Annotated in this window: 16 protein-coding genes; 5 read left to right on the top strand and 11 right to left on the bottom strand. The window is 55.2% G+C overall.

What is annotated here, in order from left to right:
- The first annotated feature begins 38 nt into the window (after nucleotides 1-38).
- Nucleotides 39-743: a hypothetical protein gene (locus tag H5V44_RS16810; protein WP_185194295.1), complete on the top strand. Its 705-nt coding sequence runs from the start codon at nucleotides 39-41 to the stop codon at nucleotides 741-743.
- A gap of 4 nt (nucleotides 744-747) precedes the next feature.
- On the opposite strand, the gene H5V44_RS16805 is transcribed toward H5V44_RS16810, so the two are convergent.
- Both H5V44_RS16805 and H5V44_RS16800 read right to left on the bottom strand, forming a co-directional pair.
- A complete protein-coding gene (locus H5V44_RS16805; RefSeq protein WP_185194294.1) occupies nucleotides 748-1,908 on the bottom strand; it encodes a hypothetical protein in 1,161 nt (386 codons plus the stop codon).
- Nucleotides 1,901-3,658, bottom strand: a complete 1,758-nt coding sequence (locus tag H5V44_RS16800) for a DEAD/DEAH box helicase (RefSeq protein WP_185194293.1) — start codon at nucleotides 3,656-3,658, stop codon at nucleotides 1,901-1,903. The genes H5V44_RS16805 and H5V44_RS16800 overlap by 8 nt, the downstream gene beginning before the upstream one ends.
- A gap of 135 nt (nucleotides 3,659-3,793) precedes the next feature.
- Between H5V44_RS16800 and H5V44_RS16795 the strand changes: the two genes are divergently transcribed.
- On the top strand, nucleotides 3,794-4,516 hold the full coding sequence (locus H5V44_RS16795; RefSeq protein WP_185194292.1) for a hypothetical protein: 723 nt from the start codon (nucleotides 3,794-3,796) through the stop codon (nucleotides 4,514-4,516).
- Between the two features lie 6 nt (nucleotides 4,517-4,522).
- Here the strand turns inward: H5V44_RS16795 and H5V44_RS16790 are convergent, their stop codons facing one another.
- From H5V44_RS16790 to H5V44_RS16780, 3 genes are read right to left on the bottom strand one after another with little or no spacing between them, the layout of a single operon-like run.
- Nucleotides 4,523-7,174, bottom strand: a complete 2,652-nt coding sequence (locus tag H5V44_RS16790; protein ID WP_185194291.1) for a DUF1156 domain-containing protein — start codon at nucleotides 7,172-7,174, stop codon at nucleotides 4,523-4,525.
- A 59-nt stretch (nucleotides 7,175-7,233) separates the two neighbouring features.
- Entirely contained in the window at nucleotides 7,234-8,562 is a 1,329-nt protein-coding gene (locus tag H5V44_RS16785; RefSeq protein ID WP_185194290.1) for a hypothetical protein, read from the bottom strand.
- A 29-nt stretch (nucleotides 8,563-8,591) separates the two neighbouring features.
- Complete coding sequence (locus H5V44_RS16780; RefSeq protein ID WP_185194289.1) at nucleotides 8,592-10,556, bottom strand: hypothetical protein; 1,965 nt, start codon at nucleotides 10,554-10,556, stop codon at nucleotides 8,592-8,594.
- Between the two features lie 135 nt (nucleotides 10,557-10,691).
- Between H5V44_RS16780 and H5V44_RS16775 the strand changes: the two genes are divergently transcribed.
- Together H5V44_RS16775 and H5V44_RS16770 are read left to right on the top strand one after the other, a co-directional pair.
- Nucleotides 10,692-13,952, top strand: coding sequence for a DUF499 domain-containing protein (locus H5V44_RS16775; protein WP_185194288.1), 3,261 nt, complete (start codon nucleotides 10,692-10,694; stop codon nucleotides 13,950-13,952).
- A 2-nt stretch (nucleotides 13,953-13,954) separates the two neighbouring features.
- Nucleotides 13,955-14,341: a hypothetical protein gene (locus tag H5V44_RS16770; RefSeq protein ID WP_185194287.1), complete on the top strand. Its 387-nt coding sequence runs from the start codon at nucleotides 13,955-13,957 to the stop codon at nucleotides 14,339-14,341.
- A 9-nt stretch (nucleotides 14,342-14,350) separates the two neighbouring features.
- On the opposite strand, the gene H5V44_RS16765 is transcribed toward H5V44_RS16770, so the two are convergent.
- On the bottom strand, nucleotides 14,351-16,120 hold the full coding sequence (locus H5V44_RS16765) for an McrC family protein (protein ID WP_394354566.1): 1,770 nt from the start codon (nucleotides 16,118-16,120) through the stop codon (nucleotides 14,351-14,353).
- Nucleotides 16,121-16,122: 2 nt separating this feature from the next.
- A complete protein-coding gene (locus H5V44_RS16760) occupies nucleotides 16,123-17,367 on the bottom strand; it encodes an AAA family ATPase (protein ID WP_185194285.1) in 1,245 nt (414 codons plus the stop codon).
- Between the two features lie 372 nt (nucleotides 17,368-17,739).
- Between H5V44_RS16760 and H5V44_RS16755 the strand changes: the two genes are divergently transcribed.
- Nucleotides 17,740-19,245 carry a site-specific integrase gene (locus H5V44_RS16755; protein WP_185194284.1) on the top strand — a complete coding sequence of 502 codons (1,506 nt, stop codon included), beginning with the start codon at nucleotides 17,740-17,742 and terminating at the stop codon, nucleotides 19,243-19,245.
- Nucleotides 19,246-19,272: 27 nt separating this feature from the next.
- On the opposite strand, the gene H5V44_RS16750 is transcribed toward H5V44_RS16755, so the two are convergent.
- From H5V44_RS16750 to H5V44_RS16735, 4 genes are all read right to left on the bottom strand, one after another.
- The gene (locus H5V44_RS16750; RefSeq protein ID WP_185194283.1) at nucleotides 19,273-19,491 is read right to left on the bottom strand and encodes a hypothetical protein; all 219 of its coding nucleotides are present in this window, start codon (nucleotides 19,489-19,491) and stop codon (nucleotides 19,273-19,275) included.
- A 684-nt stretch (nucleotides 19,492-20,175) separates the two neighbouring features.
- Nucleotides 20,176-20,883: a tyrosine-type recombinase/integrase gene (locus H5V44_RS16745; RefSeq protein ID WP_185194282.1), complete on the bottom strand. Its 708-nt coding sequence runs from the start codon at nucleotides 20,881-20,883 to the stop codon at nucleotides 20,176-20,178.
- Between the two features lie 251 nt (nucleotides 20,884-21,134).
- The gene (locus tag H5V44_RS17710; protein ID WP_185194281.1) at nucleotides 21,135-22,652 is read right to left on the bottom strand and encodes a site-specific integrase; all 1,518 of its coding nucleotides are present in this window, start codon (nucleotides 22,650-22,652) and stop codon (nucleotides 21,135-21,137) included.
- 186 nt (nucleotides 22,653-22,838) lie between these two features.
- Nucleotides 22,839-23,255: a hypothetical protein gene (locus H5V44_RS16735; RefSeq protein WP_185194280.1), complete on the bottom strand. Its 417-nt coding sequence runs from the start codon at nucleotides 23,253-23,255 to the stop codon at nucleotides 22,839-22,841.
- Nucleotides 23,256-23,286 lie beyond the last annotated feature (31 nt).

Raw genomic sequence — 23,286 nt, 5'->3', positions numbered from 1 at the left:
GACGTGATTTATCAGGAGTTGGACTGAATGACGTGACAATGAGCGCGGGTAACGACCAACTCCGAACCGAACTCGATCGCAAATTCCAACCACCGATCGACGTACTGCTCGATCCGTCACTACTCGTTGCTAACCGCTCTCTCGAACGATTGGCCGACTCGACGGTCTTCGCATCTCAGACACAGGCTACACTCGGTCGGACACCCACGGAACCTCGTCTTGGAGACTTGTACGTGCCCGCAACCTTTCACGAACTCCTATCGAGCAAGGAACGGTCAACCGTACAGAAGACGGATGTATGGGACTTCTACCGTGGACAGGCCGAAGCGGCATTCCCAGACGATGTTGTCGACCTTCTCGACGAGAATGACGTCGAGACCTACTCCAGTGAGACAGCTTCGGATGACCTTGAATGGGCAAACGTTGTTGACGACCCTGATCGGCAAGAGCGGTTGCTGGCAATCCTCGACGAGGAGTTTTCTTTCCTGCACTCCGGCGAACTCGTGTTGTCGAGGACATCGGCGGCTTTCGAGGCGTTCCGCGATGCGGGGGTGCCAACAGTCGATGTGGGGAAGGCAGAGCTGGCGCCCGAGCTACGAGAGACTCTGATCGACGTTGGGTATCGGGATCCGGCTTCCGTCTGTGCGTTCGGCGTTTCGACCGCCGGGTCAACCACCGATGCTCTGGCGGGAAGCGTTCTCGCTCACCCTTCAGATGTTCTCCTCTATCGACTGGGGTACTAACCGCTCAATCGTCACAGCAGACTGCTCCCACTGTTTGCTTCCCATCTAGTTCAAGGGGGTTCTCGGCTGTCAGTTGTTGCCCACATCTGTCGCAGGCGACTTCTTCTACGACGCCGACACCGAGGGCGTATCCGTACGATTTCGAGATTGTAGTCTCGTCAGCTCCAAGCGTGAGATCGAGATCGCCACGTTCGTACGAAACTGCTGTCGCAGCCACCGGTCGCAAACGAACAGTGAGGGCGTGGCGCTCCTGTATCTCTTGGCGCTTGTCGGGGAATCCGGCTTCAATCTTAGTGGTCAAGTCGTCCAATTCGGAACGGAGATCATCCCGTTCTGCTCGGAGTTCCTTCCGCTTCCGGAGTGCCTCGACGCGTTCCTCCTGTTGGGAGGCAGTGTCGATCGTTTCGGTCACGTCCTCTATTCGCGTCGTCAGGTTATCGATCGCATCCGATAGTTCGTCACGTCGCTGGCGTACGAACTGACGATACTCGTCAAGCTCGACCTCGGCGGCACGTGTCGCCCGCTCGCGAGTCTCTCGTACTGTCGACGATAGCTCGTTTTCGAGGGTGGTATATGCAACATCGAGTGCGTCCGTCAGCTCCTGCTCGTCGATAGCCCGCCCCTCGTCGAGTTCCGGTTGTTCGTCGTCGGTCAACTCAAGATACGTGTCTGCGAGCCGGGGACGCTCCTCGTGATCGTTGAGATCGATCGCGACGGCGTGAAGCTCTTCCCGCTGATATTCGCTGACGGTCTCGATTCCAACGTGAAAGAGCGCACAGACCGCCCGCCGGTCGTAGTACGGCGTGAACGTCTGATCCACAACGTCGACCGGGCCATCAGTCAGCCACGGCGGGAGCTGGATGTCTACCCGCTCGCCAGTTAGCGCTAGTGAACCAGTGGGGGTTCGATCGGCCGCTTCGTCGAGCAAACGCTCTACGAAGGGACTCTCTGGGGCGATGGCAAAGACTCCCTCGTCCACATCGTTCGGATCGTCGATGATCTCCAGTACCGCCCCATCCAGTTCCAGATCAGTGGGGGCATCCTCGGGGAGGCTGACCGTCCACTGGCGTCCTTCCTTCGTAATTTCGGCTCCGAGAGACTTGAGGTAGGTCTCGGTGAATCGCTCGACAGCCCGCTCTGTGACCGCGAGGGCGGCGTCAGTCATCGCTGGCCCCCAAGTCGAACCCCTCGAAGACACCGCTGTTGAAGTCCTCGACCTTGTCGGCGAGGTCGCGCTGCTCCTGCAGGTCGACGGCCATCGCGTCGAAGTCGTTCTCTAGCTCGATCTCGGAGTCCGCTTCGACCAGCCGCTCGAACACTTCGTCCTCGAAGTTACGACCAGTCTCCTCCAGCCGAGTGAGGATCTCGCTCAGTTCACCGACAGACTGCTGGAACAGGTCGATCTTGTGGTAGAGCCGTTCCAGCACGTATTCCTCGATGGTATCTTTCAGTGCGGTGTTGAACACGTAGACCTCGCGATCCTGTCCGATCCGGTGGATGCGCCCGATGCGCTGTTCCACCTTCATCGGGTTCCACGGCAGGTCGTAATTGACCATCACGTTGCAGAACTGGAGATTGCGCCCCTCGTTCATCGCGTCCGTCGAGACGAGGACACCGCCTTCCTCCTCGAACCGCTCGACGATTTCCTCCTTCTCGTCGCTGGAGTGGCCACCGTGGAACGGATGCGTGGTGTAGCCCTTGTCGTCGAGTGTCTCCAGCAACTCCTGTTGGGTCGCCCGGAACTGCGTGAAGACGATCACCCGGCCCTTGTCGACGCGGTCTCGAGCCTCGCGAGTGATGCGCTGGACGCGTTCGAGCTTGGTTGGCGTCTCGATGGCGTCGATCCGCTCCAGAATCTGCTTGAGTGGGGCGACGTGCTCGGGTTCCACGTCGTCGCCTTCGAGTTGGCGCTCGACGGTCTGTTTGAGTGCAGCGGGACTGCTGACGACCTCCTTCTGGAGGGTCATCAGGACGAGCTTCTGGCCCTGACTCTCGCGGTACGCCGTCCGAACGTAGTCGGTGACTGCCTCGTAGAGGTCGCGTTCCTCCGGCGACGGATCGAAAGTGTGCGTGGTGACGTTGCGCGGCGTGAAGTCGATGTCCGTCTCTTCACGACGATTGCGGATCATCACCTCGCGTAGCCGGTTCTGGAGTTCGTTGCGGTTGACCAGCGACTCCTGCGAGGAGTTGACGAAGTAGTTGTGGAACGCCTCGCGTGTGCCGAACAGGCCCGGGCGGAGGAGCGAGATGATATTGTAGAGGTCGGTGACGTCGTTCTGGATGGGGGTCGCCGTGAGGAAGAACGCGTAGTCGTAGGAGAGCTTCTCGAGCAGGGCGTAGCGATCGGTATCCTCGTTCTTCACGTAGTGGGCCTCGTCCAGTACGAGGACGTCCCAGTCGCGGGCGAGAACGGTCGAGCGGTGGCGGTCGCTCTTGGCGGTGTCGATGCTGGCTATGATGTGATCGTGGGCGTCGAAGCCTCTGAAATCGTCGTCGTAGTTGCAGGTGAAGTCGAGGCCGAACTTCTCCAGCATTTCGGCCTGCCACTGTTGGGCGAGCTGGGCCGGCGTGAGGATTAACACCGCGTCGTCGGTACCGCGGTAGTGCATCTCCTTCAGTATCATCCCGACCTCGATGGTCTTGCCAAGGCCGACCTCGTCGGCGAGGAGTGCTTTCCCGTCCATCTCGAAGAGAGCGCGATGGGCGGCGTCCACCTGATGTTCGAGGAGTTTGACGTTCTCCTCATCGAGGTGAGAGAGCGAGCGGAGTTCCGAGTCCGGTTGGCCGGCTTGGAGGCGATTGGCCTGTACTGTGAGAAGGTGCTCTTCTAACGAGGACGTGTTGGTGGCTCGTAACACGAACTCTTCGGTATCCTCGTGGCGGAATTCGACATCCACGAGGGTGTCTTTCGTCATCTACTCTCTTCTGGCTACCCGCTCGTTTGTATATCTGTGGTGAATAGACTATACCGTATTTGACTCCGATCTAGAAGGGTGACGATAGCGAAGTAAAGGACTCACTCTTTTTATAAAGGGGTGAGATGCGCGAATATGAGTCTCACTACGACGTTACTATCTGGTGCGATTGGAGGGCTCGTCGCCACACTCGGCTCAAAATGGCTCTGGAGGTTCTATTCACGTCCAAAACTGGCTTTTGCGTCAGGGATCATCAAAGAGGGAGAGTCACACTATGAAGAGCCGATGACTTGGGGGAGATACCGAGTGGAGGTGTCAAATAAAGGTAGATCAGTTGCTTCTAATTGTAAACCGAGAATCCGACTCATTGGTTATAGAGAAACGACTGAGGAGCGGCCAGACGTTGCTCCAGAAGGGGGATTCAAGTCGTACGAAGTTACGGTACAAAAGAAATATATTGTCGATATAGTACCAACTTGGAATGAATCTGATTCTCCGACGAGAATTAATTTGAATCGTGATGAGTCCGCACAGTTTGATTTGTTCTATGCACACTCCGAAGCTTCACCACCAAACGGTAACCATACCATCATTCGGTTTGGTGACCGAAAGGATTCAGAAGATTTCGAAGAGGGCGACGATATATGGGAAACCCGTCCTATTCGCGTTGAGACCTCGAAAGACGGAGATTTCACTCAACCGCTCGTAGATACGGAACCGCGAATAAATGCGGACGATTTTAGAGAGATCGAATGGGTGGAAAAGAAGATTCAGATAACTTCTGCCGATACGGAACCTTTGGAAGGGGAATTAGATTTCAAATGGGATGAGGTCATCCCCGTAGTCAGCGTAAAGTAGAGATTTTCAGAAGTCGCTTAGTCGCGACTCCAGAATGTTCCGGTAGGTGTCGTCGCCGGTCGCATCGGCCAACCCTTCGCACAGCTCGCGCAGGTCGTCGGTAATTTCCCATTCGCCGAGGTACTCGGAGACGGACTTACCGTGTTCCCAGCGGTAGCGGAGGAACTGCGCCTTGTCGAGGTCGGTGAGTTCCTCGTCGCTGTCGACGCGCGACTGGATATAGGCGATGCGTTTCTCGTCGTCCCACGTTCCGAGTGTGAAGCCGTCATCCATCCGGTAGAGGCGCATATCTTCCATACGTTCGGGGGTAGCGTTCGTCCCGCGGGAGAGCTTGTTGAGGTCGTCGTAGGACGCATCTGGCGTCTCCAGCAGGTCGAGGAAGACATCGATTTCGCCGATGTCGCTGCCGTGCTGAATGACGCCATAGATCTCGTCGACTACCTCCTTGGCAGTCATCGTCTCGCCGGCGCGTTCGACTTTGCCGTGGTGCTTCGAATACTCGTGGAAACATCGTCCCATCTCAACGACACCGATATCGCCACGAGAGAGGTCGCGATTCTCTTCGAGGCGCTGTCGGGTCTTCTGAGCAGTTCGGTAGATGTTTCGGCGGAGACTATTCCATGAGATTGGGTCACGTTCATTTGCTGGCCGAGCGACTATGATAATATCAAAGGATACTGCTTCACCTTCGAAAAATTTGTGAGTGTCAGCAGAAATGGGGTAAGTTGCGGTCACCTCAAATCCCACATCACAAAGTGCAGACAATAACTCGCCCCAAGATTCAACGTCGCTGTGGTGATAGGTAAAAGCCAAAACACCATCTTGTTTGAGTGCTTTTGAGGCTGTATTGAATGCCTGCCGAATTTCGTCTTCAAATTCAGCAGCTCCCTTCTGAGCAGCCGGATTAGCTACGATACTTTCGGCTCTGGGCGTTTTTTCTGGTTCAAATACATCATATTCGTCTTTCAAAAGAACCCGTAGCCAAACGTAAAAGAAGTCAGATAGTTCCGAATAGATCACGTTGTCATAATATGGAGGATCAGTGATTACCGCATCAAATTCATTCTCACTATCTAACTTTCTCATATCTTCGCAATGCACCGATGCGCCTTGCCCAATCTTCTGACTAAAGGGTGATGACTCAGTTGTATCACCATCCTCAATATATCTTTCAGTTGGGTTGTGTGCGTACTCTACCCCGTTAACCACCATCTCCCATATTGATTCAAATGTCCCCATCCCATACTCAGTACCCCAAACGTTACCCTCGACCGGCTGTTGGGGGGGATCAAATGAATTCGACTTGAAAATATGATTAGATTTGTTGGCGGACGACTGATACGGAGTCATCATCGTATTTGTTCGTAACGCATCTGATAATGCTAAGAGGAGATATTCAGAAACATTTTGATTTTCAATATCATCAATAGACTTTAAGATCTTCGCGAGAGCCAACAGCTGGCGGTCGTTGAACATATCTTTCCACTGTTTAAATCCATGCCTGAGGACATTATGACCGCCACCGATACTCCCCTCAAACAAGGTGCTATCTGTCTTGATTCCGGGCGGAATCCTTTCGTCGGGAATGTATCTCTTTAGCTCATCCGAATTAGCCCATTCTTTTGATGCTTCCTCATATAGACGAATATCCTCTTCTTCAACCGCTTTGTAGCCTTTAACCTTTGATTTGGACAGCCCTTTTGAATCGCAGGTGGGGCAATAATATTCGACAGCATAGAGCCGTTGGTCAAATCCTCCCTGCTCCTGAATACCATCTAGAACTCCATACTTTTGTCCGCAATCTTGGCAGATGTATCCCCTATCAATATTGCCCTCTGAAGGTGTAAACTGGTGATCGCATTCGGAGCAAGTGGATTCCTCTTTCCAATCCTCAACGAATACGACAGATTCACACGCCGGACAAAGGACATTATAGCCACCTTTGTTCTCGTATCGCCCTTTCCCAACACGATAATCCTTATAGAGAGGGACGGTTGACCCGCAAGAAACGCAATCCAACTCCTTCACCCACATATTGTACATCACATCTGCCATATGATCCCCATTAGGGCAGGGAGTCCGATAATATTCAAGAATATCCTCAGAAACGTCCTCTTTCACCTGCCGAAATGCCTCTTCTAATTCATCTAAATCAGTTTGGCCAGCATCAATCTCTTTCTTTGTCACGAACCACGCAACCGGATTTAAGTCATATCCCACCGATTCGGCACCAAATCGAGAAGTCTCTACTAAAGATGTACCACCACCCATGAACGGGTCAAGGATTTTTTTATCCTCTACGCGGACATCTTTCGGATACAATTTCCATAGACTTTCAGGATTAGCGAGTTCCACACTTTCCAAAAGTTCCTGTATTTCACCGCTGTTACTCCTGTAATCACTGAGCGTGCCATTCTTACCCGGTTCGTGAACCGTGATGTCTTCGTAATCATCTAGAAGAGTGTAGAGGGAAATAGCACGAAAGACACAACCATGCCGTCTTGCCCACCACTTGTGCATTGTGTAAATTGGTCTATAATGGCGCTTCGCGCGTTCCTCTTTCTCAGCAATCTCGTTGACGCGTTCGATAGGAAATCCCTTTTCAATTGGCAGTGTCTTTCGCTCGCTCTCATCAGACTGCCCGATCTCCTTAGACATTGATTGTCTCTTACGTTCCCCGGCAGGGTTGTATATGTTTCTGGTCTTTGACTGCCGGGTTACGAAACGAAGAACTCGGTATCACTCTGCCGCCATTCAGGGACGATGTTCTCCAATTCCTCGGACTGTATCTCCCCCGGTCGGTTTCCGAATACCCACTCTACGTCGTTGAGGTTCAGGTACGGTTCCTCAAGTCGCATTCGGAGCAGTTCTTGGAGAACCTCTGCCTTCAGCAGGACGATGTTGTCGATGTCAGTGTTCGTTCGTAGGTCACGAAGCGTCGATTCCTCGGTGTCTCGGAACGAACTTGAGACGATAGCGAAGTAGATGTGCCGCTTCCCCTGATCGCGGAGCCGACGCGTGTGCGCCTCAATGTACTCCCGGATCGTTCGATCGTCCCGACCAATTCGATACCCATCTTCCCGCTTCTTGGCGTCGTAGATGACCGCGTAGTCGTTCCGAGCCGCGATGGCGATCCCGTCTGGATTACGCCCTGACCCCTGTCCCAAGATCTCAGTGTCGAACCCGAGCATCTCGAACAGTCTACCGCATTTCTGTTCGAAGACGACCGCGAGATCTGTGTCGACCGGTGCGTACCGGTTTACAGCCTCGTCAGTCCCGGCCGCCACCTCGTCCAGATCGGCCACAACAGGTGGAAGATACGGTTTGTCGACATCGACGAACGTGTCCCTTTCTTTGGTTTCTCCGCTTGTCTCCTCTTCCTCAATTTCAGACTCATCCCACTCCTCGTGCCAGTAGATCGCATTCGAAACGTCTCGGTATTCAACGGGAGTCTCTAACCACGTCGACGCTTCCTCCCGGAGATCATCCATCGTCCCGATAAAGTCCACATAGCTCGCTCCGTACGATTCCTCCATCTCGAATAGCCCCTCCTCCTTGAGGTACTGCTCCGTCGTCGGGTAGTACAACGGCCACTCGTCCGGTTGCTGGATGTGCCAGAAATAGCTGAGGAAGAAAATCGTCGATTTCGGAAACGGATCAGAATCGAGGTCGTTCTCCTTGAGCCGCTGTGTGTATTCGGCGAATGCGTCGATCGTTTCGTGGGCTTCTGCATCACTCTCCGGTGGCTGGATGACGTCTCGGAGCTTCTCCTCTAACTCGGACTCGTCCGGGACGGCCTTGAGCAGTTTGTTGAAGTGCATCCCGCCGACGAACCCGTCGAATCCCCAGAGCGGGTGTTGCTTGTTGAGTCCGTTATTCCGGTTCCGAAACTCGACAATGTCTACTTCACCGTTTAGGAACTCGTCGATGAGTGGCCCGAGGTTCTCTTCAGCTACCTCGTCTCGCGTACGGTTGTGGTCGTCGTAGTACTCCTGAGCCTCCTCACTATCGGCGAAATCTCGAAATACCTCATCAGGAGATGTCATTACTACCCCGGTAGACGGATCGTGCGCAATTAAAACCACGCAGGCAGGCTATGACCAGAGAGCCAGTCTTTCTCAACTACTCCGGACTTTTCATCAAACGAAACATCCGCTTCGGCTTCTGAGAGGCGGATACTTGTCAACGCCAAACTGTAGGGAATGTCGAAGTACTCGGCGACTTCATCGACTGTGCGAGATTGACCATCGAGATATTCCAAGAATCGCCCCAGATCGGGTAGCTCAGATTGACTATACGACCGTATCACAAGAGGGAAAGACGTGTTCAAGCCCCGAGTTGGTAGGAGAACAGTGTCTGGAATACCGTGTCTGGCGTGATGCACTGTGAGATTCATTCGAGTCACAATTCGGAGGAGGTCAGTCAGTATGAGCAACGAGTACAATCTGTTGTTCTCTCTCGGGAGTAATAACCCGTGAGCGACCCGATTTCGGATATTCCCACTAAACATCTGCCCGACTGGTTTATGGTACGCATAGCGAAGGTACTCCTGAAAATCCGCACTCACGTACTGGTCTAGCTTTGGAATGAGACTCCCGAGTGTCCGCGTTCCAGTCCCCTCTTCCATAAGCGCGTCTACGTCCTCTCCCTCTTCCCGCAGTAGATTGTACAAGATCGGTTCGATTCGGGTAGCACCGAGATGAATTGCCTCAACATCATTACCGTCAAAGACGTTGGAGATGAATCGCGTGAGGTACCACTGATTCTCCGAGTCCAGATCTGGAACCCCGTTAAGGAAGGCGTGGATCTCTGCCTCTGTCAGACTGCCAGTGGAGATAAGCGTGCTAATCACGTTGACAATCGTAGATATAGCAATTCTAGCTTCGATCGCATATCGTGCTGAGAGATCTGCTTCGTCAGGGTCAAACTCGATTAGATGCCCTTGGAGAGAGTACATCGTCTGAGTTATTATATCGTGGATACCGAATGATTCCGTGTCCTTAGTGTAAGTTGGAATGAGTTCATCGTGAGTCAGGAGCCAAAACAAGGCAGCATCAGAATCGTACACGTCCTTGATCTGCTCGAATTGGCGAACGAATTTCCCTACGCTAGCCTGATGAAGATACCGTTGGTGGGGTGAGTCTATGGTCGCACCCTCACGCTTCAGTTCTTGTGCAGCGGATTGAACAGCGGAACGTAACCGTGATTTCCACTCTTCTTTTTCGTCATCCGAGAGGCGATCAAGTACAGTCTGGTCTTCGAATGCTCGAACAAGCTCGTGGGCTTCAAGGGAGGGGCTTCGCTCCGATTGTAGATCGGCATTGAGTCGATAGGTGTCGACATACCTGTCTTCTAGATCTGCTGTCGGTATGTTCAGTATCTCTGCCAATTCGATGGTAGTCGACAGAAGGCTCCGCTCTTGGGAGAACTGCTTCTGATTGCGTAGACGGTTGGCCTGCTTAATACACAATACAAATGCTCGCTTTTCGTGTTGTCCCTGTGGGTTGAGAATTGGTTCGTTGTCAACGAGCAGTTGCAGCGCCTCAGATAGATTTCCGAGATGGACATCGGACGTATCGGTGATGATCTCGATCAGATCAACGGCTCGTTCCTTCTCGATGGAACCTGCGGAGTTAAGCTGGTTTTCGAGATCGGTGATCCTCTGAAGACAAAACAGAGCAACTGAATTCCACCCTCGTGCAATAGCATCTTCGTAGGCCTGATCGAGTAAGGAAATTGCAGCACGGGCATTATCATAGGCGTCTCGTCCACTCTTTTCGTACCACTCAGTGGCGGCTCCAGCCGCGACTAACGCTCGACTATTCGTACTTGTATTCTCTATCAAATCCCAAATCTTGTACTGTGGTGATTCACCGAACGCCTCCGCAACCTCAATCCAAACGAACACGGAACGGAGAGTCGCCTTGATATGGTAGTTCTGGTCGGGATCGGACTGGGCTTCTTTCCAGTGCTGATCAAAATCAGAGGCATCTGGAAAATAGAAGGCATGTTTATCATCATTAACGAAATGGAGGAGCATGTCTCGGACGTCTCCCGCTTATATAATAATCTCTTTGTCGAGATTGACCAATCCCCCACTGTTCCCATCGAGGATTATGTGTGTGCGTTGAGTCACAGTACTTAAGCGGTCAACATACGGTGTATATGACATCAGATGGCCAGTACGGAATCTCTCTCACAATCAATCGCGGACACGGTCACAATAAGCCAAGAACTCCGAGAAGAGGGCGAAATCGACGGCCAAGTCAAGCTCTATAACGTCGATGAAGACGACGAATTCGAGGCCGACGCGTCCACTTTCTTCGACCGGACGCTGATGACACAGGGACTCCGCGAGGGGTTCGTTGACCTTCGAGATACGCTCCGTGGTGACGCGAACTACGGCACGCACATCCTCTACGGGCCGTACGGGAGTGGGAAGTCCCACCAGATGGTGGCGATGTACCACTGCTTCGCCGATCCCGAGGCCGCTGGCAGATTTGGCGACCGCCACGTCGACGGTTTCAGCGATGCGTTGCCCGAGGCCGAGAACTCGGAAGCGGTCACCGTCTCCCTCCAGCAGCGCCAACCGGACTACCTATGGGAGCCTTTCTTCGACATCCTCGACTACGAGCCCTCCGACAGCGACCTCGATCCCTACCCCGACATGGAGACGATTCAGGAGGCGGTCGACGGGCGCACGGTCGCCTACCTGATGGACGAACTCGAGGACTGGTTCGAGCCGCTCAGCGGCGACCGCAAGAAGCGGAATCGTGGCTTCCTGCAGGCTCTCCTCGAAACCGCCGATCTCGACGATAGCGACATCTTCGCCATCGTGTCCGTCCTCCGCAAGGGCTCGGAGGTTCACAACATCCTCGACCGCGAGAACGCGTCCGAGGTCAATATGAGTAGCAAGGTGAGCAAGCAGGAGGTCATCCGCCACCGCCTCATTGACGACATCGACAAGGGTGCAGTCGACGAGATTGTCTCGGGGTACGTGGACGCGTACGCCGACAACGACCACGTCCCGGATTCCGACATCCCGAGCGACCTCGCACAGAAAATGCGGGACACGTACCCGTTCCACCCCGTTCTCCTCAACGCCCTCGAGACCCGCTACTACGCGGACGAGGGCAACCAGAACACGCGGGGGATGATCTATCTCTTCTCGAAAATTCTCACAACTGCTGCGGATCCCGAGGCCGATCCAGACGATGAGGACGCCTCCCGACTCATCGAGGAGACCGACCTCGTCACGCACGGCGACATCGACGCCGTTCTGTTCGACGACGAACTGACCCGGATCAATATCGACCGTCCGGGCGTCTGCATCGACGACATCCGCAACCGCGTCGATCCCGATTCGATTCCCTACGGCCGGCGCATCCTGAACACGATCCTCCTCTACAGCCTCAAGCCAGACGAGGGCGAGGGCGCTGGCAAGGCCGAGATCGTGATGGGCACCTACCAGACGGGAGACCTCGTCTCGGACATCGTCCTCAACCTCGAACAGCTCTACGGCGTCGCGTGGTACCTCCACAAGCTCAACGGCAAGTACGCTATCCGCGACCGGCAGAATCCCAACGCACTCATCCAGAACAAGGCCGAGGACGTCGACGAGAAAGTTGCACTTGGCCAGATCGCGGACACCGTTGAACAGGTCTTTGGCTCCGACGCGTACCCGGTTGGGTTCACTGACGGCGACCTCAAGCAGGTGCCTGACAACCGGGAGGTCAAGGTCGTCGTCAAGGTGGATGACTGGACGCAAGAGGAGGTCGAGACCGTCATCAAGAACGCGGACGGCAGTCCCGGCCGTGAGTGGCGTAACACGCTCGTGTTCGTCCAGCCGGCCGGCGACAAGGCGATCGAGTCGGGTACGGGCTTCATCGAGAAGGCCCGCTACATCGAGGGTGCCGAACGCGTCCTCGAAGACAACTCGCTCGATGACGAGATTCGCTCGTCTGTCAGGCGCCAGCGCGAGGACGAGCAGCGCGAACTCCGCGATCGCGTCGAACTCGCCTACGGCGAGATTCTCGACGGCGACGACCTCCTGAACGAGTTCGATCTGGCCGCCGAGATGGATCTCGACGTGTTCGTCTCCGATGGCGAGCCGCTCAACGCTGGTGACATCGCCGACAGCGTCGCCGCCGAGGGAATTGACCTCCAACAGCATATCTGGGGGATCGTTGACGACCTCCTCGACCGGCGAGGCGAGGCCAGCATCGAAGATGTCTACGAGCAGTTCCTCCGACAGCCCACCTACCCAATCCCGGGTAGTCCGGGCGACGTGGTTGATGCCGTCGTTGATGCCCTTGAAGACAAGCCAGTGATCACCCACGGTTCGAACGGCTTCTCGGAGTCGCTTGAGGGGAGTTCTCTCGACACGACGCTCCTCCACGAACGTGACGTCCAGCGGTGGACGGCCGATGATGTCGAGCAGGAACTCCGCCAGCGATTCGGGAGCGGTACCAAGTCAGTCGATATCGGGAACTTCGAGCTTGAACTTCTCGAAGACACCGAGATATGGTTGGAAGGTGACGGCCACGACACCGTGATGACCGCTGCTGGCCGGCTCGCACAGGACGGCCAATACGTCATCTACAGCGGCACCGAGATCGTCACGAAGGCCCAGTCCGACGCGACGATCCGCGATATCTCCGAGGCTGAACGTATCGGTGCGTCCGAAGTTCGCGAGCGCATCGACGAAGCCCTAGAGGACAGCGGTCGAGCGAACACCCACCGTATCCTCGAAGACATTCGACGCGACGAAACCGTCTATCTCCCTGACGGCGAGACCGAGCGTGCGTTCCGCGAGGCTGTGACGGACTTCCTCGTCGATGACTACCTCGTCGACATCAACCGCGAGTACGCTGACGGGCTTGACAAGCGCGATCCGACCGACGTTACGCTTGTCCCCGTAGTTTCGGATGACATCGCCGAACAGATCCTCGACTACATCGAGGGGCTCGATGGGGGCGACGAGTTCACGGTTGGGAGTGTGGCTGACCGGTTTGATGCGTCGGTCTCGGAAGACGCTGTCCAGACGTTCCTGCTTCGAAACCTCGGACGTGAGGCGGAGCCCGAATACGTCATCGCCTCTGACGGCTCTGGCGACCCGACACGGTGGTCACCGGGCTACCAGTTCCGCATACCGAGCGGTGGCTGGCGGTTCGTGTTCAACGGCGACGACGCAGCCGCGCTGCGTCGGAAATGGCGAGAGGAAGAAGATTCCGGGGAGGTCACCTACGGCGAGGTCAGGTTCCAGCTGACCAATCGAATGGGGATTCCCGGGCCGCTCCAAGGTACTGCAAGAGTTGAGGAGACGATGACAAAGCTCACTCTTGAATCCGGCGAGGACTTCACGAAGGTGCGCGACCTCTTCGAGCGTATGCCTGACGAGGCATCAAACATCTCGGTCGAGATCAACTTCGAGTAACGATGGTCGAACACGGCAAACTTCCCGGCGAGTATAACATCGTCGTCGAGGACGAGTACGATCTCTTCGATCACCGAGTGCCGGTCGAGGAGTTCGAAGAGATGCTCCGCGAGAACGATGTGCCCGACGAGGTGTGCGTCGTCGGCCTCGACGACCTGTTTGGCGACGACGATGCGGCGAGCGAGCTGTCGACGCTGATGGATCGCAGCGCAAACACCCTTGAAAATCGCAGTCCACTGCCGACTATCCAATTCGCCGTCGAGGGGTCGTTTCAGCGACGTCAGCGGGACTTTGAATTACAGACTGGCGGTGATCTCTACCGGCTCAGCCGCGTGTTTGGGCCGCAGATTGAGCGTCGGAGTGGTGGCTGGCTCACGGCACCATTCTGAGGTGCCTGCTCAGAGCAACCGGAAATCGCCTTCGGCGGAAACGTCTGTAGGCTTCCCGTCTTCACCACGCGTCACGAAGTACAGGTCGATTCGCTCCTCGCGGTTCTCGCGACGAAAGACCGGGACGCAAGTCGTGAACTCCGCCGACCGTTCTCGGCATTGCGTCTCGATTTGCCGCCGCGTCCACTTGCCATCTTGTTCGAGATCGGAGCGCGACCGGTACTGTGTCGATAGCGTGTCCGCGGCCGCGTTGATCACACGAAGCGAGAACTCGTGGACGTTGCTGAAGTCGAACGGCCCATCCGGGTCGGTCAGGCGATCCAGTGCGGACGCGTCGTGCTGATCGAGACAGAGAGCGTGCTCCTCAACGGCACGGTAGACGTCGAGGGCGGGATACACGTCAGCGAGCGCCTCGTGCAGGTAGTCACGGACGCAGGCGTGGTATCCATCGAGCGAGAAGTGGTCGCTGTCGGGCGAGATCACCTGTAGTTCCGCCCCGGTTTGGGCGACCGTCCGCGTCCGCGGCTCACCGAGCGGTGTCAGGAAACCCATCCGTGGCGTATTCAGCAGGTACGCGTAACTGAACAGCCGCGACCGCGAGCCGCCACTCTTCACCGGATCCTTGCCCTCGGCGTAGTACTTCGAGTCGAGGACGGCCAGCGTCTCGTCGCCCTCCTCGACGGCGTGATCCGGTTGGTGGAACACTTGTCCCTCCTTCTCGAAGGGCTGGAGCGTTGGCGACCGGACGGCCGAGACGTTCGCGGTCTGGTCGAGCCGGTCATAGGTCTTGATGGCGTCCAATTCGTCCTCGATGGCGACCTGCGAGTACTGCTCGAACAGCGACTCCATATTCAACACGTAATCCACGACCAGCTCTCGGTCGCCCTCCATCGACGGCGTTCCAAGCGAGGAAGCCACTACCGCCTTCGCAACCTCGATGGCCTGTCGATAATAGTGGCGCTGCTTGGGGAGGTCGTGGAGAGAGAAGCGTCGGTACTCGGGAATGCGTCGACGGCCGCTCGTCACGTCCAGCTCCTCCAAGTGGCGCACCTCCTGATGCACCTGCGAGAAGATGTGATAGTACGCCTGATGGTCGTACTCGTCCTCGTACTGCCGGAAGAGCCGAAGAAGATGTGTGCCCGCGTAGTGGAGCAGCGAGTTGGCCGCGTTATCGTAGTTGACCTCCTTTAGCAGACAGTGCTGCTGGGCGCGGCCCTCGGCCTGATTCACCAGCGACTGCTCGATGTCGATGACACCCCGGGGCTGTTCGAGGTCAGCACGCCGTGTCTCCAGTCGCCGTACGAACCCGTTGCGGTGGATGGTCTCCAGCCCGTTGAGGTAGTTGATCGCCAGAATCAGGAAGACGTCCTCCAGATCAACGTCCTCAGTGCGGAACTCGTCGAGGGGGATGCCGTGGTACTCAACTGACCGCTTCCGACCGTGTACCGCCAGCAGCATGTCGAAGATGTAGTCCCAGTCGATCTTCGGCTCGATGCGGAGCTTCGACCGGGGCGTGAGGCTGACAATGCCCACGTTGTCCCGCGCCGTCACGTGCAGTACTGGGCCATCGACCCGGACTTTGACGACCCGGTACTCCTTGTCGCGGTCATCGAGCGACTCCTGCGTCTTCACGAAGACGTTGTCGCTCTCCTGCTCGAAGGAGGCCCGACGGAGCTGGTCGTCGATCGAAGGTGGACACCCTTCGATGCGGATTTCACCGCGCTCGGGCACGCTGAACGTCCCGGGCTGGTAGGTGTACGATGCGTCCGGATCGGAGATGCTCATTGCTCGTAGGTGCCCATCTGACGGCGTTCAGCCTCAAGCTCCCGGCTGGCGAGGTCGGCCGCCGGCGCGAGATCGAACATCTCGAAGTCGTTGTCGAGTGCCCGATAGTGCTCCTCGATCTGCTCGATCTGCGGGAAGGCCGCGGAGTTCAGCAGGCGCGGTACGATGAACGTGCGGAACGCTTGCCCGACCGCCTGCTCGGGGGCGTCCATATACAGGTCATCGTCTTGGAGAGCCTCGCGCAGGAAGATCGTCACGTCACGGTAATGCATCGGCCCGAACCGCATAATCGGGCCACGCGAAGCCTGCTCGGAGCCATTGTTGATACCGTCGTAGTCGGACTCGAAAAGCTCAAGCAGATCGTCGTTGCCGAGGAGGGGGATGTCCCCGAGGTTGTCCTCAAGCCAACCTTCGAATAGTGACCGTCGGTCATCGTCCTCGTATTCGTCGAGTTCGACCATCGCGAATCGCCGGGTGATTGCATTATCCAGCTCGTTGACCGTCCGGTCGGACATATTCATCGTGCAGATGATGCTCACGTCCTCGTCCAGCTCGATAGTCTCGCCGTCGTCAGTCTCGATGAGGGTCTGGTTGCGATTTTCGATGGCCGTGTACAGCGGCCCGAAGATCTGGGAGATATCGGCCCGGGTTATTTCGTCGAGGATGACTGCGTAGGGGATGTCGAAATCGCGAGCCCGCTTAACACCTTCCGAGACAGCACCGAGTTCAGTCTCGTAGTTCAACGACCGATAGCCCGAGGAGCCAGTTAGATTTGGCCCGATACCCCCGATGATGTCCTTCGCTGTCCACGAGGGCGTTGCCGTGTGTAGTGAGAAACCGACGCAGTGCTGGAGAGCGAGCTGTTTTGCGAACGTCGTCTTCCCAGTCCCAGTCGGGCCATAGAGGACTACCGGCTTGCCCGTTCGTAGTGCAGTTCTCGCGTTCCTCTCGACATCATCGGGAACCAGTATCTCTTCTGGAGTGTCGTCACCTCGAGTGATGACTGTCCGCTTCAGTTCCTGTGACGCAAGAGGCGATTCGAGGACAGCCTGCCTGATCACTCCGACTCCTTGATCGCCCTCGTGATGGATGTCGAGTTGCTGTTCGCGGATCAGGAATTCGAGAACGCGTTCATCGCTCGCATCACCAATTGCTTCGACAACCTGATCCGGGACTGCTCGAAGGACATCGAGATTTTCCTTCGCCTCCTCTACAGTATAGTCGCCCGAGGAATTACTCATTTGTTAGTCGATTTCACGCCTGTCTCATAAAAGCGTATGTGGCCCCCAGTTACAGCCCTCTCGCTCGCCAGAGATGTCCCCTGATTCTATGCTTCGAAATCGTCTTCCGTATCTTATGTCGGTTAACGAAGACTGGTTACGGAACGCCGCTTTTTAAGGATCCCTCTAGCAGTGGTGGTTTGAGGGTTCGAATCCGTGGTGCAACAGGGGCTAGATGGATACTATTTAAAGGCCGCATTTAACATATTATTTATGAATTCTATTGCTCCTTGAGGTCATCTGGTACCCCTCAAAAGCATAAGTATTATTGTGGTCGTGTAAATTATCCTAGAGGTTTAACACCCTCGCCACAAATAGAATGCCCACAGATCGATGACTCAGGAACGCCTCGCTCGGGTGCAGGCGACCATTCGGGAGGTACCGACTGACGGAACAGTCATACAGCGGTGTTACGAGGATGCTCCGGAACACCAAGCCAAGGAATCCCTTCCCGTCGATTCAGAAGACAAACCGCTGCTGATAGAATTTGATGAACGCTTGACCCGGCATAAAAAAGACAGATATCATACGACTCTTTTGCAGAAAACCCTCGCTTTCTGTAGATACCGAAATCCGCCAACACCGAACGGGTACGACGACTCCGCTCACAGCATCTCGCTTGAAGCACTTTTAGAGGAACCGAGCGCAGCAGAACGGTTCGTGGATTGGATCACTCAACACAAGACCGAAGATGGCGATCGAATTGCGCCGAAAACAGAGTCGCATTATCGAAATATGGTTCGGCAGTACGGCGATCTTATGGGAGATGATGGTCGACCGAGCCACGTCGAAAATATCTCTAGCCTCTCTCCACGACAAAAAGACACCGATCCAACACCTAAACGAAGTAATATTCATTATTGGGATGAGTCAGTCGTTCCGATCTTGGACTCTGGGAAAGTTCACTTGCGAGATAAGGCACTGATCGCAGTCGCATGGGACTCGGGTGCTCGCCCCTCAGAAATATTTAGGATGAAAGCTGGCCATCTTTCCGACCGGGGCGATTACTTCTTATTCGAGGTGGAAGACAGCAAAACATACGATCGAACCCCGCACCTGCAGGTCTCTATGCCGTACCTTCGTAAGTGGCTCTTGGAGGTTGACAAGATGACCAACGATGTCAAACTGCCGACCTCGCCTCTGTCCCTCCCTCCAGACCAGCCGGTATGGACAAAACAAAAAGACTCCGAGAAACTGAAGGAGTCAACATTTGAACAGCGTGGTAGTAGAATCGGAAACCGTCTCGGATATCGTCGACCAACAAATCTCAAACAATTTCGAAAAAGTCGAGCGAGCATACTCGCTGCGAAAGGAGTCAACCAATCCACACTTAGAACCCGATTCGGTTGGGAAGCTGGATCATCCGCTCCTGCACACTACATCGCGAGATTCAGCGATGAAGCGAACCAACAGATCGCAGATATCGACGGTGCGCCGATCCAAATCGCGGAGGACTATGTCGAGCCCTCGCCGATCAAATGCTCCAGTTGTGAGCAGTGGTCTCCCCAACATTTGGAGGCCTGTTTCTGGTGTGGCTCGAACCTGAGCGGAGACGAGCAAACAGGGGACTCAGAAGTGGAGAGACTGCGTAACAAAGCGGAGATGAATCATGCCGCCAAGTCGAATCTGAGAGAACGGATTAGTGACTATGATGTGAGTGCTAGTTCGATGGAAACCGCTCTTGATATAGTTGAGGCGATGGACTCCAACCCCGAACTAACGAAAGAGAGTGTCGCATTCACCTTGATGACCGAATACGATGGGATCGATATCGATCGCGTGATGGAATTGTTGGGCGAGGGAGAAGATGATCTTCGAGCCGTTTTCAAGGGCTCGTGATGTTCATCAGCTAGTCTTTTTCAAATCTCATCTCAACTCCTCTCGAACTTTTTCGTCAAGGTCTTCGAACAACTCCAACTCGCGCTTGACGAGATCGATATCAGGATCATCGCCACCTTCCAGAAGGATAGCAATCGCAAGCGCACGGAGTGTTCTATCACCGTTAAGCAGGATTTCCATAAGCTCCTCGCGGTGTTCGTCAACGAACTCTTCCGGACTTGAAGATGGTGAGTTCGATTCAGTCATCGATACCTCCAACATAGCAATAGCCTTGAGACAATGGGCAATCGGATGATGCGCCTTTCCCCTGTCCGCTGTCGGCCTCGTTCTTGATCGATTGCGAGTGCATCGCTGCCGGCCGAGATCTCCCGATCGGATATAAAACCATTGCAGAATTAGATGGCATAAGATCGTTGTAGTTGTCCTTGATCTGCCCTATACCAGCGAGTTCATACCAGCGAGTTCTACGCTGATCAATGATTCAAATGACTCACGGTTCAGGCGCTCTACACGCCCGAAGAATCAGACGACGCTAAGAACGGCGTCGGGGATATGGTGCGCGGTATACGAAATGAACTCGGCTACACATATATGCCGGTCAAACAACGACGTGTCATAATGGAAATGGGGAGAATTCCGCGACGTGAGCATCAGCTACAAGTGCGACGAGGTGATCTCCGCCGATTTCATTAAAAAGAGGCTGGACTTCAGAGATCTACCGTTCAGATCAATAGCTACAGAATCAGCCATCTGTGCGACATTTTCAACAACCAAGAGGAGTATTCATCTTTCCCTTATCGATAGTTGGAAGCAAGCGCGAGATTGGTAGTTCGTTCGTAATCGAACACATAGTCGATAAAGGCCATTCACCACGAGCGGCGGCGACTCAATTCAACGTTATCTCAACACCATTGACGTTATTCAACACTCTTAGTTGCCATCTTTATCATCTGCGCTTGACTCTGAGTTGGTGTTGTTGTCTGAATTATTGTCGGAGAACTTCATCGAATATGCCACGGAGATGTCGTTGGTGGATGGCAGCATATTCCCATGACGTAGTCCCATTCTCCCTCGAATAGCTTCTCGGGAGAATCCCTTGCTCGCAAGGATCATCCCATACGTCTCGCGGAGATCGCGTGGTGTCACTTTTCGGTCGATACCTGCCTCATCTGCGACAGACTTCACTCGGCGTGCAACAGCATCACGAAGAATCGGAATCTCCTCGTGCTTAGAAAACCAATCTCTCAACAACTCACACACGGGCTCTGCTTCAATCGGAATCTTCCTAACGGAGTACTGTGAACTCGGTCTCCACCGCCCCTGTCGGTTGTTCCGGCACTCGTAACAGGGTCTCTCGCGCGTGCTCTGATCTTTCTCGCCGTCGCTAGTGCCGATACCTCCAGTGCATTTCTCTTCTTGGGGTACACTCAAGACCGTCACTCCCAACTTCGGTTTTTCTTTAAGCCAGTTGGCCCGGAGATGACAGAACTCACCGTTCCGGAGACCAGTATATGGAATCGTCCGAGTTGTGAGTTTCGTGAGAGGGTCGTTCGTTGCCTGAGCGGCGCTATCAAATGCCTCAAACTGTTCTCTGTTCAGCGGGCGAAACTCCCGTCCGGGCGGATTCTGCTCACCCATAGATAGGCGCCATAGGCGGGAGTAAAATAAATTCTGTGTGAAAGGTCTGTGAAAGCATAATCTATATGGTATTGAAATTTCTGTTTCTGGATCTTCTAGTCCCATATTTTTAGGTTAGTGATTGATTTACTGACTTTATAAAATAAGAATGTTTATGGTACATATCGGTACCAAAGTTAACATCCGCGACGAGTGGACGTGCTGTGTTCAGCGTCGATAACCCCGTGAACCACCCTTTGTCGAAATTAGCATCATACGTTGAGTTCACCTGACTCGATACGCCGAATATCCGTAGCATGAGGATGTTCTTCGACGTGCTGCTGGTCGATTCCGCTGATGTTGTCGTAGACCCACTGCCTGTCATCGGGGTCTTCGATAGACCGATAGTACGTTTCCTTCTGCTCTTCGGCAAGTTCCCCGTCAACCTTGCTTCGGACTGCACCCCCGATCATCCCACTCAGGAACACGCGTTTCACGTGGTCGAAGAGATCGGGAACCAGTTCAGCAGCGTCGGCTGGCGGTAGCTCTTCGCGATATTTCTCCCGCACCGGATCGTCCTCGTCGGTGATGCCGCGATAGATGCGCCACCAGCGCGGGGGCTCGTTGCGTTGCCGGAGCGAGCATTTCGGGCAGTACTCCGCATCCATGTCCACGATGGTGCCGCAGCGAGGACACTCCCGGTGTTCGACGCTGTCGCCATCGTCCGTCGGCGCGAAGCCGTGCTTTCTCAAGATACGTTCGGCCTCGTCAATCTCTGTGACGTGCTCATATCTCCCGTGCATCGGAGTGCCCTCCTCCCAATCGAGGATCTGCTCGATGTCTTCCTTGCTGTATTTGTCGGAGGCCCGCATCTCGCTCGCGCGACCGTGCTTGAAGGTGTGCGGGCTGATGTGCTCGGCATCGATCTCTTCGGTACGACGAGCGATCCGCTTGAGTTGCTGGTGAACGCTGTGTGGGTGCAGGTGCTCGGAGGGTTCATCTTGCGGGCGGATCCCGTGGAAGAGAGGAGCCTCGGGATCGTCGGACAGCTCGTGTTCCGATAGCCAGTTGTCCAAGTACCCGCGTGCGAATGTGATGGGTTTCGCCGAGTGTTCGGCACCCTTGAGACCGGTGACGTAGGCGCCGGGAACTTGGACGACGCCGTATCCCTCGCCCTTCGGCTTCCAGTGCTTGATCTTCAGGGAGGCAAGGGCGGTGACGCGACAGCCCGACTCCCAGAGAACGGTGTACATCGCCTTGTCGCGGATGCTTTCGCCGTCGATGAGCGCAAGCAGATCCTCGCGGCTGGGAACTGTCTCGATATCCACGGCGGCGTTTTCCAGTCCGACCTGCGGATAGTCGATTTCCGTGGCAGTCTCGACTCGGTCGTGCGCGAGAAAGTGGTTCCGTACGGTCAGGCAGTAATCTCGCTCGTTGCTTCGTGCCCAGTCGCGTTCGATGGACATCTCGGTGATCAGTTCGGTCACTTGCTCGGGCGTGAGATCGAGGAGACGGTCGGGATAATCGTCGCGTCCCTCGCGACCCGTCCACGTCGTACCCTCGTACTCCACCTCGTCCAGCCCCTGCAGCTGTCCTGCAAGAATGCGGAGATCCCGAGCGTTGTTGCGGATTGTCGCCTTGCTCCACGACGGCTTGGTGCGCTGGTTTGGCTTCGGGCTCGCGATGTTCCCTCGCCGCCCCTTCCGGACAGTTTTCAGGATGTCCGAGCGATTTGGTTCCCGAACGGTGCGCCGAACGCGTTCCACCTGTCGATCGGTGTATTCCTCCACGCGACCGGGGTCACTCCCACTGGGCATATCGGCCCCAGCGCCCACACGACAATAAATGCCGGCATAGATTCTCTAAAGCCCGCTAAGACTTTCTTCTATCAGAAAGCGAACGGCGATAGAACCGCATATCATACGACCGGTTCGCGCGGATGCCCGCCATCGAACTGACGAGTGCATTACTCTCAACTATCTTTGCGCGTGATTCTCGCCCAGCATTGCGTTGAACAGGACGGCCATATCTCGGTTGCGCGTTTCCGTTCCGCCAACCAGCGTGGCCGCACTCTGATCCATATCCGCAACCAGTCTCTCTACGCCCTCCTGCGGGTCTTCCCACACGTCGTTCTCGATGAACTGCACGCTGGATTCGCACGCCGAGATCATCAGCCACCTTGCGACTACCTCGGCATCCACTTCGTCTCTCACTCCGTACTCGGCAACAAGCGAGACGGCCGCATTCTGTGCGGCCTTGAAGAGTTCGTTGATCGTTGCGGGCGACACCCCAAGATCATCGAGTTCCTGACGCGCCTCCGCGACGCTCTCGTACGGAGGTGAGTTTCTGTCCCTGTGCCACCGCTGTTCGCGATAGTCGCGTTCGTTGCACACATTCACTCGTATAGCGGCCAAATTACTTGAA

Source organism: Halobellus ruber, assembly GCF_014212355.1.
Classification (GTDB): Archaea; Halobacteriota; Halobacteria; order Halobacteriales; family Haloferacaceae; genus Haloquadratum; species Haloquadratum rubrum.
This window is presented reverse-complemented; position numbering and strand designations above follow the sequence as displayed.

Bases quoted from the DNA above. Each gene is read 5' to 3' on its own strand.
- H5V44_RS16745 (WP_185194282.1), bottom strand. From the start codon at position 20,883: ATGGGTGAGCAGAATCCGCCCGGACGGGAGTTTCGCCCGCTGAACAGA.
- H5V44_RS16805 (WP_185194294.1), bottom strand. From the start codon at position 1,908: ATGACTGACGCCGCCCTCGCGGTCACAGAGCGGGCTGTCGAGCGATTC.
- H5V44_RS16750 (WP_185194283.1), bottom strand. From the start codon at position 19,491: ATGACTGAATCGAACTCACCATCTTCAAGTCCGGAAGAGTTCGTTGAC.
- H5V44_RS16780 (WP_185194289.1), bottom strand. From the start codon at position 10,556: ATGCTCCTCCATTTCGTTAATGATGATAAACATGCCTTCTATTTTCCA.
- H5V44_RS16770 (WP_185194287.1), top strand. From the start codon at position 13,955: ATGGTCGAACACGGCAAACTTCCCGGCGAGTATAACATCGTCGTCGAG.
- H5V44_RS16760 (WP_185194285.1), bottom strand. From the start codon at position 17,367: ATGAGTAATTCCTCGGGCGACTATACTGTAGAGGAGGCGAAGGAAAAT.
- H5V44_RS16795 (WP_185194292.1), top strand. From the start codon at position 3,794: ATGAGTCTCACTACGACGTTACTATCTGGTGCGATTGGAGGGCTCGTC.
- H5V44_RS16785 (WP_185194290.1), bottom strand. From the start codon at position 8,562: ATGACATCTCCTGATGAGGTATTTCGAGATTTCGCCGATAGTGAGGAG.
- H5V44_RS16790 (WP_185194291.1), bottom strand. From the start codon at position 7,174: ATGTCTAAGGAGATCGGGCAGTCTGATGAGAGCGAGCGAAAGACACTG.
- H5V44_RS16775 (WP_185194288.1), top strand. From the start codon at position 10,692: ATGGCCAGTACGGAATCTCTCTCACAATCAATCGCGGACACGGTCACA.
- H5V44_RS16810 (WP_185194295.1), top strand. From the start codon at position 39: ATGAGCGCGGGTAACGACCAACTCCGAACCGAACTCGATCGCAAATTC.
- H5V44_RS16755 (WP_185194284.1), top strand. From the start codon at position 17,740: ATGACTCAGGAACGCCTCGCTCGGGTGCAGGCGACCATTCGGGAGGTA.
- H5V44_RS16800 (WP_185194293.1), bottom strand. From the start codon at position 3,658: ATGACGAAAGACACCCTCGTGGATGTCGAATTCCGCCACGAGGATACC.